We start from the raw sequence: 13,243 nt of genomic DNA on the forward strand, positions 1-13,243 counted from the left end.
ACACTCACCCCAAGCCCACCAGCTCAGATGAGGACATTTAGAACCCCGAACTGGTTAGTTATCTCAGAAACGGCGCGGAAGAAGGGCTGAGCATGAAACGCATTGCCCTCGGTGCGGGGCTCGCCGCGGTCTCGGCCGGTGTGGTCGTGGTGATCAGCACCGGCAGTGCCGCCGCCGCCAATACCGATGTGACCGGCCAGAAGTACAGCGACGCATCGTCGACGCTCAGCGGGGCCGGCTACACGGTCATCGTGGGTACCACCTTTGGCGACGAACAGCAGCGGGATGACTGCATCGTCGTCAACGCCCAGCCGCGCACCGCCCAGCCGCCCCCGAACAGCAGCGGATCGGCCACCAAGGAGATGGTCGTCTCGCTGAACTGCGACTCGGGTGCTGCCTCGAACAAGTCGGCGGGCTACTCCGCCGGTAGCCCGGAGGGCCGGGCCGCCAAGGCCGCCGCAGAATCGGCTGCCGCGCAGGCGTCGGCGCAGGCGGCGCCGTCGGGTGGCTGACGGCGCCGCGGTTACCTGCGAGAATGGGGTCATGTCCAGCGCCGCAGCGTCTTTGGAGCCCAAAGAGCGGTTGGCGGTGCTGTTCGACGAGATCGGTGAGTTGTGCGGGCAGCGCAACGCCATCGACGGCCGGCTGGTCGAGATCGTCGCCGAGATCGACCGCGACGAGTTGGCCGGGATGACCGGCTGCCGGACGATCGCAGCGCTGGTGGCCTGGAAAACCGGGGCGACACCCCGCAACGCGGAGACGATGGTCGCCGTCGCGCACCGCCTCGACGAGTTCCCGCGCTGCGCCGACGGTTTACGCGAAGGCCGGTTGTCGTTGGATCAGGTCGGGGTGATCGCCTAACGCGCCCCCGACGGCGCTGACGGATTTCCGACCCGGACCGATGCGTTCATGAGCCTGGTCGAGGCCGGCTGGGATACCGACGCCGCGGCCCGCCCACACGGCCAGCACACCACCGTCATCGTGCACGTCGACGTCGATGTCGACCGGCCCGCCGCCCTGCACCTCGGCCCGATCCTCACCGACCAGGAACGCCAATACCTGCTCTGCGACGCCACCTGCGAGGTGTGGTTCGAGCGCCGCGACCGCCCGATCGGCGCCGGGCGGTCCACCCGCACCATCGGGCGCCGGTTGCGCCGCGCCCTGGAACACCGCGACCGGCACTGCGTGGTGCCCGGCTGCGCGGCCAGTCGGGGATTGCACGCCCATCACATCGTGCATTGGGAGGACGGCGGGCCCACCGACCTGGACAACATGGTGCTGCTGTGCCCGCGGCATCACCGGCTGCACCACCACGGCGAGATCACCATCTCCGGCCCCGCCCACCGGCTCGTCGTCACCGACACCGACGGACAGCCCATCGATCGCGGATCACTGGCGAGAGCACCCAGCACCGCCCCACCAGAAGTCGCGCCCTATAACGGCCCGACCGGCGAACGCGCCCAACGGTGGTGGTACCAACCCTTCCAACCACCACCGACACCGAGCGGTGACAACGAGGTCGCCGGACGGCATCGATTGCCTGCCGGACTGCTGTGACCCGTCGCGTCCGGCGGATCGCGCACCTACGGTGAAAGCGTGTGCTGCGGGGGCTCTTTCAGCCAGAGATCGACGACGCGTCGCGATGTGCTGCGCTACGCGGTCGCCACGCCGGTGTTCCTCGGTGCGGCACCGGCGGCGCTGTCCGGTGCGCCGCTGGCGCATGCCGCCTCCAGTGTGGCCGGCCGGATCGTCTTCCTCGATCCGGGCCACAACGGGGCGAACGACTCGTCCATCGTCCGGCAGGTCACCGACGGGCGAGGCGCCACCAAGGAATGCCAGACCACCGGCACCACCACAGACGCCGGCTATCCCGAACACACCTTCAACTGGGACACGGTGTTACGGATCAGGGCCGGTCTCAGCCAGCTCGGCGTGCGGTCCGCGCTGTCCCGGGGCAACGACAACGCCCTCGGGCCGTGCGTGGATCAGCGTGCGGCCATGGCCAATTCGATACACCCCGACGCGATCGTCAGCATTCACGCCGACGGCGGCCCGCGGCAGGGCCGCGGATTCCACGTGAACTACTCGGACCCACCGCTGAACGCGGCGCAGGCGGGCCCGGCGCGCCGGCTGGCGCAAGTGATGCGCGACGAATTGGTGGCCTGCGGTATGCAGCCGTCCACCTACCGCGGCACCGACGGTTTGTACGGAAGATCCGATCTGGCCGGCCTGAACCTGGCCCAATACCCGTCGATCCTCATCGAGATGGGCAATATGCGGAACCCCGACGACGCGGCGCTGCTCTCGGATGCCGGAACCCGCGCGCGCATGGCCGAGGCCGTAACGCGGGGTATCTCCGGCTATCTGCAGATGCTCACCTGAATGGTGTTGTGGCCGCGGGCGGATACGGCAGGTTACTGCTGGTCTCCGGGTCCACCTGAACCGGGCGGCCCACGTAGGGAAACGCACGCTGCGGGCAGGCCACGCGGTCGCAGATCCGGCAGCCGGCGCCGATGGGCACGGTGGCGTCGGGGTCGGTGAGATCGATGCCGACGGAGTAGATCAGCTTGTCGGCATGCACCAGGTCGCAGCCCAGCCCGATCGCGAAACGCTTGGGCGTGCCAAGGTAGCTGCCCGGCGTCGAGTCGGCGGTCTTGGCCAGCCAGAAGTAGCTGCGCCCGTCGGGCATCTGGGCCACCTGGGTGAGGAACTCTCCGGGACGTGCAAAGGCGTGGTGGACCACCCAGAGTGGGCAGTTGCCGCCGACCCGAGAGAAGTGAAAAGCGGTGGCGGACTGTCGCTTCGAGATGTTCCCGGCACTGTCGGTGCGGACGAAGATGAACGGGACGCCACGCGCGTCCGGTCTCTGGAGTGTGGACAACCGATGGCAGATGGTCTCGAACCCGACCTCGAACCGGCGCGCCAGCTGGTCTACGTCGTAGCGCAAATGCTCTGCCGCGTCCAGGAATTCACGGTAGGGCAGCAGCAGCGCGCCGGCGAAGTAGTTGGCCAGTCCGATGCGCGCCACCTCTCGCGCCTCGGGGCTGAGCTGGTCGTCGGTCGCGACGATGGCAGCAATGAGATCCGCGTGCAGAAGCAGGGCGAGCTGGGTCCCGAGTTGGAATGCTCGCTGACCGGGGAGCAGCCATCGGGCCACATAGAGCGCCTTGGTGTCGGGTTGGAAGCGTCGCTTGACATCCGACCCCAGGACGTCGCCGTCGTCGACCACGACGGTGATGCCGAATTGTGCGGCCAGCAACGTGGCGAGTTGGGTGTCCAGTCCGCCGACGCGCAGCCGATGGGTGGTGAACAGATCCTCGGCAGCCCGGTCGAGGACATCGATGTAGTTGCGCCGGTCGTAGAAGAAGTCCCGGACCTCCTCGAACGGCATCGGCTGCTGCGTGCCGATCTGGGCGTCGAGGTTGGCTCGCTCGTGCACGGCTTCCAACTCGGCGGTGGCGTCGTGCAGGCGGCGGTGCAAATTGACCATAGCCTGCCCGACCTCGGGCATCCGGGCGACCAGTTCCTCGATCTGCCCGGTGGTGGCAGGCCCGTCGGAGAGGATCTCGCGCAGATCTGCCACCAGCCGGGCGTCGGCGTCGGGTGTGAAGTAGTGGGTGGGCAGGTCGAAGCGGTCCGACAACGCCAGCAGCACGCCGACAGTGATCGGGCGCTGGTCATTCTCCAGCTGGTTGACGTAGCTGGTGGACAGCCCGAGGGCGCGCGCCAGCGCGACCTGTGTCAGGCCTCTCTCGTCGCGCAGCCGTCTCAGCCGGGCGCCCGCGAATGTCTTCGCCACCGCCGCCGAGACTACCGTGCCCCTCTTACGCAAGATTCGCAAAAGTGCCCGTTGATGGACACATAATTACGCACTTACAGGCACTTTCCTGGCCGGCGTGAGCCTGCGTAGCGTGCGGAACATGCGTGTACACGACGTCAGGACCCGGCGCAGCGCCGACGAATTCCCCCGCACCGAGCACCTCGCCTGGAAGATCGCCGAGGTCGCCGCCGACCCCGTCGCGGTGCTCCCGCAGACCGAGGCGATGGTCGTCAATCGCATCATCGACAACGCGGCGGTGTCTGCCGCCTCGGTGACCCGCCGGCCGGTCACCGTTGCGCGGGCGCAGGCGTTGGCGCACCCGACCCGTCAGGGCGCCGCCGTCTTCGGCGTGCCGGGCAGTGTCTCGGCCGAGTGGGCCGCATGGGCCAATGGGGTCGCCGTCCGCGAACTCGACTTCCACGACACCTTCCTGGCCGCCGAGTATTCGCATCCCGGCGACAACATCCCGGCATTGGTTGCCGTGGGCCAGCAGCTGGGCGTCCGCGGGTCCGATCTGATCCGCGGTATCGCCACCGCCTATGAGATCCAGGTCGACTTGGTGAAGGGAATCTGTCTGCACGAGCACAAGATCGACCACGTCGCCCACCTCGGTCCGTCGGTGGCCGCCGGACTGGGCACCATGCTGCGACTGGACACGGCGACCATCTATGCCGCGATCGGTCAGGCGCTGCATCTGACCACAGCCACCCGGCAGTCCCGCAAGGGCCTGATCTCCAGCTGGAAGGCCTTCGCGCCCGCCTGGGCCGGCAAGGTCGCCGTCGAAGCCGTCGATCGGGCCATGCGCGGTGAAGGGTCGCCGGCGCCCATTTGGGAGGGCGAAGACGGTGTCATCGCCTGGTTGCTGGGCGGCCCCCAGCACACCTATCACGTACCCCTGCCCGAGCCGGGTGAGCCCAAACGCGCCATCCTCGACACCTATACCAAGGAACATTCGGCCGAGTATCAGAGCCAGGCGCCCATCGACCTGGCCCGCCGGATGCGTGAGCGAATCGGTGACCTCGAGCAGGTCGCATCGATTGTGCTGCACACCAGTCATCACACCCATGTGGTCATCGGCACCGGGTCGGGCGATCCGCAGAAGTTCGACCCCGACGCTTCACGCGAAACCTTGGACCACTCGGTGCCCTACATCTTCGCCGTGGCCCTGCAGGACGGCACCTGGCATCACGAGCGGTCCTATGCGCCCGAGCGAGCGCACCGGCCCGACACCATCGACCTGTGGAACAAGATCTCCACCGTCGAGGACCCGGAATGGACCCGGCGTTACCACTCGAATGACCCGGCCGAGAAGGCGTTCGGCGCCAAAGCGGTGGTGACGTTGAAGACCGGCGAGACCATCGTCGACGAACTCGCCGTCGCGGATGCCCATCCGCTCGGTGCCCGCCCGTTCGAGCGACCCCAGTACGTCGCCAAATTCACCGAACTCGCCGACGGTGTGGTGGAACCCGAAGAGCGGCAGCGCTTTCTGGATGTCGTGGACGGCGTCGCCGGCATCAAGCCAGGTGGCCTGAACGCACTCAACGTCCGGGTGGACCAGCGGGTGCTGGACAAAGCCCCCACCGTTGCCTCGGGCATCTTCCGATGAGCCTCCTGGGTACGGCCGCATCGGCGGCCGAGAAGCGGCTGCACTTGCGCGCCGGGCTGGAATCGGGACAGTTGCAACGCTTCCCAGGTGCGTTCTCGCCGCTGGTGGCCAAGCTGGTCGCCGAGATCGGCTTCGACGGGGTGTACGTCTCCGGCGCGGTGCTCGCGGCCGATCTCGGTCTGCCGGATATCGGTTTGACCACCCTGACCGAGGTGGCGACCCGTGGTGCACAGATTGCGTCGGCGACCGACCTGCCGACCCTTGTCGACGCCGACACCGGATTCGGTGAGCCGATGAGTGCGGCTCGCACCGTCACGGTGCTCGAAGACGCCGGCCTGGCCGGGCTGCACCTGGAGGACCAGGTGAATCCGAAGCGTTGCGGTCATCTGGACGGCAAGGCCGTCGTCGAGACCGCGGAGATGGTGAAGCGGTTGCGGGCAGCGGTTTCCGCTCGGCGCGACCCCAACTTCGTCATCTGCGCAAGGACGGATGCCGCGGGTATCGAGGGGCTGTCCGCGGCCATCGACCGGGCCAAGGCCTACGCCGACGCCGGTGCAGATCTGATCTTCACCGAGGCGTTGCGCACCCGGGCGGACTTCGAACGGTTTCGCGCCGCCGTGCAGACGCCATTGCTGGCCAACATGACCGAGTTCGGCAAATCCGAACTGCTCAGCGCCCGCCAGTTGTCCGATATCGGCTACAACGTGGTGATCTACCCGGTCACGACGCTGCGGCTGGCGATGTTCGCCGTCGAGGCCGGGCTGCGCGAGATCGAAAGTGTGGGAACGCAATCTGATCTGCTTGACCGGATGCAGCACCGAAGTCGACTCTACGAGCTGCTGCGATACGCCGATTACAACCAGTTCGACTCCGACGTGTTCAACTTCGTCTTGCAGGAGGCTCAACGATGAGTGTCGCCGTTCACAAGGGTCTGACCGGTGTCGTGGTCGACACCACCGCCATCTCCAAGGTGGTCCCGGAAACCAATTCGCTCACCTACCGCGGCTACCCGGTCCAGGACTTGGCCGCACACTGCAGCTTCGAAGAGGTCGCCTACCTACTGTGGCGCGGTGAATTGCCCAGCGACGCCGAGTTGGCGCAGTTCACCCAGCGTGAGCGGGCGTTGCGCCGCATCGACCGCTCGCTGCAGTCGCTGCTGGCCAAGCTGCCCGACACCTGTCACCCGATGGATGTCGTACGCACCGCGATCAGCTATCTGGGCGCCGAGGATCCGCAAGAGGACGACGCATCGGAGTCGGCGAATTACGAGAAATCCCTGCGCATGTTCGCCGTGCTGCCCACGATCGTCGCGGCCGATATGCGCCGCAGGCGCGGTCTCGACCCGATTCCGCCGCACAGCCACCTCAGCTACGCCGAGAATTTCCTGCGGATGGCACTCGGTGAGGTTCCGGACAGCGTGATCGTGGGGGCCTTCGAACAGTCCATGGTGCTGTACGCCGAGCACAGCTTCAACGCGTCGACCTTCGCCGCGCGCGTGGTCACCTCGACACAGTCCGACATCTACAGCGCGGTGACCGCGGCCATCGGGGCGCTCAAAGGCTCGCTGCACGGTGGCGCCAACGAGGCCGTCATGCACGACATGCTGGAGATCGGCACGGCCGACAGGGCTTCGGAATGGTTACACGGCAAGCTGTCTCGCAAGGAGAAGGTGATGGGCTTCGGTCACCGGGTGTACCGAAACGGTGACTCCCGGGTGCCCACGATGAAGGCGGCGTTCGAACGCGTCGCCGCGGTGCGCGACGGCCGCCGGTGGCTGGACATCTACAACCGGTTGGAGCAGGACATGTTCGCAGCGACCGGGATCAAGCCCAATCTCGACTTCCCGACCGGGCCGGTCTACTACCTCATGGATTTCGACATCGCCAGTTTCACACCGATTTTCGTGATGAGTCGGATCACCGGCTGGACCGCACACATCATGGAGCAGGCGGCGTCGAACACGTTGATCCGGCCCCTCAGCGAGTACAGCGGGCATCCGCAGCGCGCGCTCACGTGATCGATGAACGGGAACCCGTCCCCGGATTGGCGACATCTGGCTCGATGCCGCGATCACGACCCCGACCTGTTCTTCCATCCAGACGGTGAGCGCGCAGAGTCCAGGCGTCGGCGGTTGGCCGTGGCGCAGGAGATCTGCGCAACCTGCCCGGTGAAGTGGGAGTGTGCGGGGTTCGCACTCGAGCGCGGAGAGGATTTCGGAACCTGGGGCGGTATGTCAGAAGCCGACCGGGCCGTGCTGTTGCACCGCCAAGACGAACGCCGCAACGCCTGACCGCGACCGTGCCCCGGAATCCCTTCGGATCCCGGGGCACGGTCGCTTCGTCACTGCTCGGCGCGCACCAACTGAGCGGCCTCGACGAGGTGGCGTAGCGCGGCCGTCACCTCCTCGGTCTTGCGGGTCTTGAGGCCGCAGTCCGGATTCACCCAGAGCCGTTGCGCCGGAATCGCGCGCACGGCCGCACGCAGCGATTCGGCGATCTCGTCAGTTCCGGGCACCCGTGGCGAATGAATGTCGTACACGCCGGGGCCCACGCTGTTGGAGAAGCCCATCGCGTTCAGGTCGTCGAGCACTTCCATGCGCGACCGCGCCGCCTCGATCGAGGTGACGTCGGCATCCAGGTCCGCGATCGCCCCGATGACCTCACCGAACTCGGAATAGCAGAGATGGGTGTGGATCTGGGTGCTGTCACTGACCCCGGAAGTGGAGAGCCGGAACGCGCCGACAGCCCAGGACAGGTAATCCTCCTTGTCTTTCGACCGCAACGGCAGCAGCTCACGCAGCGCCGGCTCGTCCACCTGGATGATGGAGATGCCTGCGGACTGGAGGTCCACCGTCTCGTCCCGGATGGCCAGCGCGATCTGATTTGCCGTGTCCGCCAACGGTTGATCGTCGCGCACGAACGACCACGCCAGAATCGTGACGGGACCGGTCAACATCCCCTTGACCGGCTTGGCGGTCAGTGACTGGGCATAGACGGTCCAGTCGACCGTCATCGGCTCGGGCCGCGCCACGTCGCCGTACAGGATGGGTGGGCGCACACAGCGGGTGCCGTAGGACTGTACCCAGCCGTTGCGGGTTGCAAAGAAACCCGTCAGCTGTTCGGCGAAGTACTGCACCATATCGTTGCGCTCGGGTTCGCCGTGCACCAGGACGTCGAGCCCGATCTCCTCTTGGAGACTGATCACGGCGGCGATCTCCGCCTTCATCTGCCGCTCGTACTCGTCCTGATCGATCTGCCCGGATCGCACTGCGGCGCGGGCTTTTCGAATCTCGACGGTTTGGGGATACGAACCGATCGTGGTGGTGGCCAAAGCCGGCAAGTGCAGCCGGGCGTCCTGGGCGGTGCGTCGCTGCTCGGCGGGCCCGCGCGTCGTCCCGGCGGCCAAGACCGCTGCCAGTCGGTCCCGAGCCTTGCCGTTGTGCAGGCGCGGGTCGGACCTCCGGGATTCCTGCGCTCGCGCCGACGCGGAGATCGCGCCGATCACCGATTCGCGTCCGGCGCGCAGGGCCTTGGCCAAGGTGGCGACCTCGGCCAGTTTCTCGTCGCCGAATGCCAGCCAACTGCGCAGTGCGGCATCGAGTTCGGTCTCGGATCTCAGTGAGTACGGGACGTGCAAAGTGGAGCAGGATGTCGACACTGCCACTGCGCCTGCGGCCGCGCGCAGCGCAACCAGTTTGCCCAGTGCGGACTCCAGGTCCGTAGCCCAGACGTTGCGCCCGTCCACGACACCGGCCACCACGAGTTTGTCGGCGAGTTCGGGAACCGCGGCTACCGGCTGATCACCGCCGGCGACCAGATCCACGCCGATCGCCTCGACCGGCGTGCTGGCCAGGGCCGGCAGCACCCGCTCGAGCGACCCGAAGTACGTCGCAACGAAAAGCGCAGGACGCAGGTCGGTTTCGCCGAGGTACCGATAAACCCTTTCGGCCAGCTCGGCGGCGTCCCCGAGGACGTCGGTCACCAGAATCGGTTCGTCGAGCTGAACCCACTGCGCGCCCGCGGCGGTCAGCTGGCCCAGCAGGTCCCGATAGAGCGGCAACAGTTCGTCGAGGCGTTCGATGGGTGCGGGGCCCCCGTCGACGGCTTTGGACAGCGCCAGGAAGGTGATCGGCCCGATGATCACCGGCCGCGCGGCCGTGCCTTCACCGCTGGCCTCGCTCAGTTCGTCGAGGACCTTCTCCGGGTTGAGGCTGAACGTCGTGGCGGGGCCGATCTCCGGAACAAGGTAGTGGTAGTTGGTGTCGAACCACTTCGTCATCTCCAGGGGAGCGACGTCCGCGGTGCCACGCGCGGCCGCGAAGTAGCGATCGAGATCGTCGTCGATCCCGGCGCCGGTGACCCGCGGAGGCAGAGCTCCCAGCAGGACAGCGGTGTCGAGTACCTGGTCGTAATAGGAGAAGGTGTTGACCGGGATCGAGTCCAGGCCGGCGGCGGTCAGGGCGCTGCGGGTCGCGGCGCGGATATCGGCGGCGACTGCCTCCAACTGGCTGCGGTCGATGCGGTGCGCCCAATAGCTTTCGATGGCTCGTTTGAGCTCACGGTTGGGCCCGATGCGCGGCGAACCGAGCACGGTTGCGGTGAACGGGTGAGAAGTTGTCACAACTCTGTCCTTCAGACGGGGGAAAGCTCACCGCCATCGGACGTGCAACCGAAAAAGACGCCGCACCAAAGCATGCGGCGGAACGTTCGGTCATACGCCCAGTCCTCGAGGCGATGCGCCACCGGGCGCGGCGCACCCGGTACAGCCGGCAGGTCTTCGGACTCACAGGCGATCCCGTAAACGGGTGTTCCTAGTAGCCGTCGCTTCCCAGTTGCCCAGTGCGTATGACGGCGTTCGTTCCTGCATACCGCTGCGGGACAGTCCCGGATTCCCACCGGGTTCCCTCTCACGACAACGCCATCGGGCGATGCCGCTCGATGCCGCCGACACGTTTCCGTGCCGACTGCAAACCAGCTGCGAGGGGCACTCTACTGCAAGCTGACAAACCGCGACGTTTGTCACCACCGAGCTGGGCTGCAGCGCACCGCCGCAACCGAATCTGGGAACTCGAGTTGACGGCGGCTGGTTTTCCTCAAAGATGGTCCACAGCCCATTGACGTGGCGTACAGCTTGTGGACATCAAGTCGACAGCTGGTGGACAAGGGGGAATGGCAATGAGCAGGCTGCGCAGGGGCGCGACCACAGTCTTCGCGGTCGCGCTGACGGCGTTCGGAGTGGCCGCGTGTGGTGGCGATTCGTCGGAGAGTGCCGGCGGTGGCGGTGGTGATATCAACATCTCGATGACGTCCTTCCCGGACTACATCGACCCACAGCTGTCCTACACCGTCGAGGGCTGGGAGGTGATGTACAACGTCTACACCCCGTTGCTGACCTATAAGCACCAGAAGGGAGAGGCGGGCACCCAGGTGGTACCCGGCCTGGCCAAGGCCATGCCCGAGGTATCCCCGGACGGCTTGACCTACAAGCTGACGCTGCGGCCCAACATGAAGTACTCCGACGGCACCCCGATCAAGGCTTCTGACTTCACGTATGCGATCAAGCGGTTGTTCAAGGCGAACTCCGGTGGCTCGGTGTTCTACGAACCCATCGTGGGCACAACGGATTTCGCTGAGGGCAAGTCCGACACCATCTCGGGTATCAAGACCGACGACGGCACCGGTGACATCACGATCACCCTCAGTGCGCCCAACGGCACCTTCGAGAACGTGCTCGGGCTGCCGTTCTCTGCGCCCGTGCCGCCGACGACGCCGCTGGACAAGGACGCGACCAACAACCCACCGGCGTCCAGCGGTCCGTTCATGATCACCAAAGTCGAAGCACCGCAAACGCTCACCATGGAGCGCAACCCGAACTTCAAGACGGTGAAGGATGCCGGGGCCAGCGAGGTTGCCGACGTGCATGTCGACAAGATCACGGTCACCCAGAACAAGAGCAACTCCGCTCAGGTCACCGGCGTGGAACAGAACACCATCGATCTGATGGTGGACCCGCCCGACGCCGACCGGCTGACCGAGGTGAAAACCAAGTACGGCGACCGATTCCGGCTGGAGCAGTCGATCAACACCTATTACTTCTGGATGAACACCCAGAAGGCGCCGTTCAACGATCTGCGGGTGCGGCAGGCGGTCAACTATGCCGTCGACCCGGAGGCGCTGAACCGGGTGTTCGGTGGCCGCATGCATCCGACGCAGCAGATCCTGCCGCCGGGTATGCCCGGCTACCAGGAGTACAAGCTGTATCCGGGACCGGACATGAACAAGGCAAAGCAGCTTATTGCCGAAGCGAATCCGGCCGACAAGGACATCACGGTGTGGACCGATGACGAGCCGGACCGCAAGCGTATCGGCGAGTACTACCACGACGTGCTCACCCAGCTCGGGTTCAACGCGACGCTCAAGGTGATCGCCGGCGACGTCTACTTCACCACCATCGGCAATCAGTCCACCCCGGACCTGGACACCGGCTTCGGCGACTGGTTCCAGGACTTCCCGCACCCGGACGACTTCTTCCGCCCGCTGCTCAACGGCGCGAGCATCCTGCCGACCAACGGTAACAACTTCTCCAGGGTGAACATCCCGGCATTGGATGCCACCATGAACAAGCTGCGCACCGAGGAGCTCACCGACGACGTGAAGAAGCAGTACGCCGACCTGGATCGGGCGTTCATGGAGCAGGCGGTGTGGGCGCCGTACGGTAACGAGGAGTTCAGCACCTTCGTCTCGGACCGGATCGACTTCGACAAGGCCTATTACCATCCGCTGTTCAACGAGGACTACTCGGCGCTGGCACTGAAGTAATTCACGGTGACCACCCAGATCTCGGAGTCCACCCGCGTCCGTGGGCCCTGGTCCCTCGGCTTGTTGCGGTTGCGCCGCAACAAGATCGCCCTGGCGTTCGGAGCGCTGTTCCTGCTCATCGTGTTGGCCTGCCTGGCCGCACCGGTGTGGGCCGAGCACGTGGCCCACACCGGCCCGAACGACAACCACATCACCGACAAGGTCCTGATCGACGGGCACGAGGAGTACGTCGTCACGCCCGACGGCACGCCACTGGGACCGGGCCTGCACGGCCGGTACCTGCTCGGTGCCGACCAGAATGGCCGCGATGTCATGGTGCGGCTGCTCTACGGCGGGCGCACCTCCATCTTCATCGGGGTGTTCGCCGCCCTGGTCACGACGGTGCTCGCGGTGGTCACCGGCCTGCTGTGCGGCTACTACCGCGGCTGGATCGACGCCGTGCTGTCCCGGGTGATGGACGTGGTGTGGGCCTTTCCGGTGCTGCTCCTGGGTATCGCCCTGGGTACCGCACTGGCGTTGGGCGGGTTGAAGATCGGCGATCTGGTGGTCGCCGGCGACTCGTTGTGGATACCGATCCTGATCATCGGGCTCGTGTACGTGCCGTACATGGCCCGGCCGATCCGCGGTGAGATCCTGGCGCTGCGCGAGAAGGAGTTCGTCGAGGCCGCCGTCGCGCAGGGCATGGGTTCCATGCGGATCATGTTCACCGAACTGCTGCCGAACGTGGTGTCGACGATCATCGTCTTCTTCACCCTGAACATCGCCAACAACATGCTGTTGGAGTCGTCGCTGTCGTTCCTGGGCGCGGGGGTGCGGCCACCCAACGCGTCCTGGGGCACGATGATCGCCGACGGTTACCAAACCATCTACACCGCACCGCATCTGACGATCGTGCCCGGCCTGATGATCGTGTTGACCGTGCTGTCGCTCAACGTGTTCGGCGACGGCCTGCGCGACGCGCTGGATCCGCGGGCCAAGATCAGGCTGGAGCACTAGGCC

General features: G+C 66.2%; 10 protein-coding genes, 1 pseudogene and 1 riboswitch. Of the genes and pseudogenes, 9 read left to right on the top strand and 2 right to left on the bottom strand.

What is annotated here, in order from left to right; genetic code table 11:
• Positions 1–92: 92 nt before the first annotated feature.
• The 3 genes and pseudogenes from AWB94_RS30750 (at position 93) to AWB94_RS30760 (ending at position 2,382) form a co-directional block, all read left to right on the top strand.
• Positions 93–512 carry a hypothetical protein gene (locus tag AWB94_RS30750; RefSeq protein WP_062657654.1) on the top strand — a complete coding sequence of 140 codons (420 nt, stop codon included), beginning with the start codon at positions 93–95 and terminating at the stop codon, positions 510–512.
• A 31-nt stretch (positions 513–543) separates the two neighbouring features.
• Positions 544–1,557, top strand: a pseudogene (locus tag AWB94_RS30755) (HNH endonuclease signature motif containing protein).
• Between the two features lie 87 nt (positions 1,558–1,644).
• Positions 1,645–2,382, top strand: a complete 738-nt coding sequence (locus AWB94_RS30760) for an Rv3717 family N-acetylmuramoyl-L-alanine amidase (protein WP_109762353.1) — start codon at positions 1,645–1,647, stop codon at positions 2,380–2,382.
• Here the strand turns inward: AWB94_RS30760 and AWB94_RS30765 are convergent.
• Entirely contained in the window at positions 2,375–3,799 is a 1,425-nt protein-coding gene (locus AWB94_RS30765) for a short-chain fatty acyl-CoA regulator family protein (RefSeq protein ID WP_062657653.1), read from the bottom strand. The genes AWB94_RS30760 and AWB94_RS30765 overlap by 8 nt on opposite strands.
• A gap of 121 nt (positions 3,800–3,920) precedes the next feature.
• On the opposite strand from AWB94_RS30765, the gene prpD reads away from it, so the two are divergent.
• Genes prpD through AWB94_RS30785 form a run of 4 tightly spaced genes read left to right on the top strand, consistent with a single transcriptional unit; the run spans position 3,921 to position 7,716 of the window.
• A complete protein-coding gene (gene prpD / locus AWB94_RS30770) occupies positions 3,921–5,426 on the top strand; it encodes a 2-methylcitrate dehydratase PrpD (protein ID WP_062657652.1) in 1,506 nt (501 codons plus the stop codon).
• Entirely contained in the window at positions 5,423–6,337 is a 915-nt protein-coding gene (prpB, locus tag AWB94_RS30775; RefSeq protein WP_062657651.1) for a methylisocitrate lyase, read from the top strand. Before prpD ends, prpB begins: the two co-directional genes overlap by 4 nt.
• Complete coding sequence (locus tag AWB94_RS30780; protein WP_062657650.1) at positions 6,334–7,443, top strand: bifunctional 2-methylcitrate synthase/citrate synthase; 1,110 nt, start codon at positions 6,334–6,336, stop codon at positions 7,441–7,443. The genes prpB and AWB94_RS30780 overlap by 4 nt, the downstream gene beginning before the upstream one ends.
• 3 nt (positions 7,444–7,446) lie before the next feature.
• Entirely contained in the window at positions 7,447–7,716 is a 270-nt protein-coding gene (locus AWB94_RS30785) for a WhiB family transcriptional regulator (protein WP_084395253.1), read from the top strand.
• 50 nt (positions 7,717–7,766) lie between these two features.
• On the opposite strand, the gene metE is transcribed toward AWB94_RS30785, so the two are convergent.
• On the bottom strand, positions 7,767–10,046 hold the full coding sequence (metE, locus tag AWB94_RS30790) for a 5-methyltetrahydropteroyltriglutamate--homocysteine S-methyltransferase (protein ID WP_234811947.1): 2,280 nt from the start codon (positions 10,044–10,046) through the stop codon (positions 7,767–7,769).
• A 130-nt stretch (positions 10,047–10,176) separates the two neighbouring features.
• Positions 10,177–10,379: riboswitch (cobalamin riboswitch) on the bottom strand.
• A 221-nt stretch (positions 10,380–10,600) separates the two neighbouring features.
• Here metE and AWB94_RS30795 point away from each other — a divergent pair.
• Both AWB94_RS30795 and AWB94_RS30800 read left to right on the top strand, forming a co-directional pair.
• Complete coding sequence (locus tag AWB94_RS30795) at positions 10,601–12,244, top strand: ABC transporter substrate-binding protein (protein WP_062657648.1); 1,644 nt, start codon at positions 10,601–10,603, stop codon at positions 12,242–12,244.
• A 6-nt stretch (positions 12,245–12,250) separates the two neighbouring features.
• Entirely contained in the window at positions 12,251–13,240 is a 990-nt protein-coding gene (locus AWB94_RS30800) for an ABC transporter permease (protein ID WP_062657647.1), read from the top strand.
• Positions 13,241–13,243: the final 3 nt, after the last annotated feature.

The organism is Mycolicibacterium canariasense, assembly GCF_002101555.1.
Lineage (GTDB): Bacteria > Actinomycetota > Actinomycetes > Mycobacteriales > Mycobacteriaceae > Mycobacterium > Mycobacterium canariasense.

What these genes read in the sequence shown, in the direction of transcription:
- prpD (WP_062657652.1), top strand. Translation starts at nt 3,921, where the DNA reads ATGCGTGTACACGACGTCAGGACCCGGCGCAGCGCCGACGAATTCCCC.
- AWB94_RS30785 (WP_084395253.1), top strand. Translation starts at nt 7,447, where the DNA reads ATGAACGGGAACCCGTCCCCGGATTGGCGACATCTGGCTCGATGCCGC.
- AWB94_RS30795 (WP_062657648.1), top strand. Translation starts at nt 10,601, where the DNA reads ATGAGCAGGCTGCGCAGGGGCGCGACCACAGTCTTCGCGGTCGCGCTG.
- AWB94_RS30750 (WP_062657654.1), top strand. Translation starts at nt 93, where the DNA reads ATGAAACGCATTGCCCTCGGTGCGGGGCTCGCCGCGGTCTCGGCCGGT.
- AWB94_RS30780 (WP_062657650.1), top strand. Translation starts at nt 6,334, where the DNA reads ATGAGTGTCGCCGTTCACAAGGGTCTGACCGGTGTCGTGGTCGACACC.
- prpB (WP_062657651.1), top strand. Translation starts at nt 5,423, where the DNA reads ATGAGCCTCCTGGGTACGGCCGCATCGGCGGCCGAGAAGCGGCTGCAC.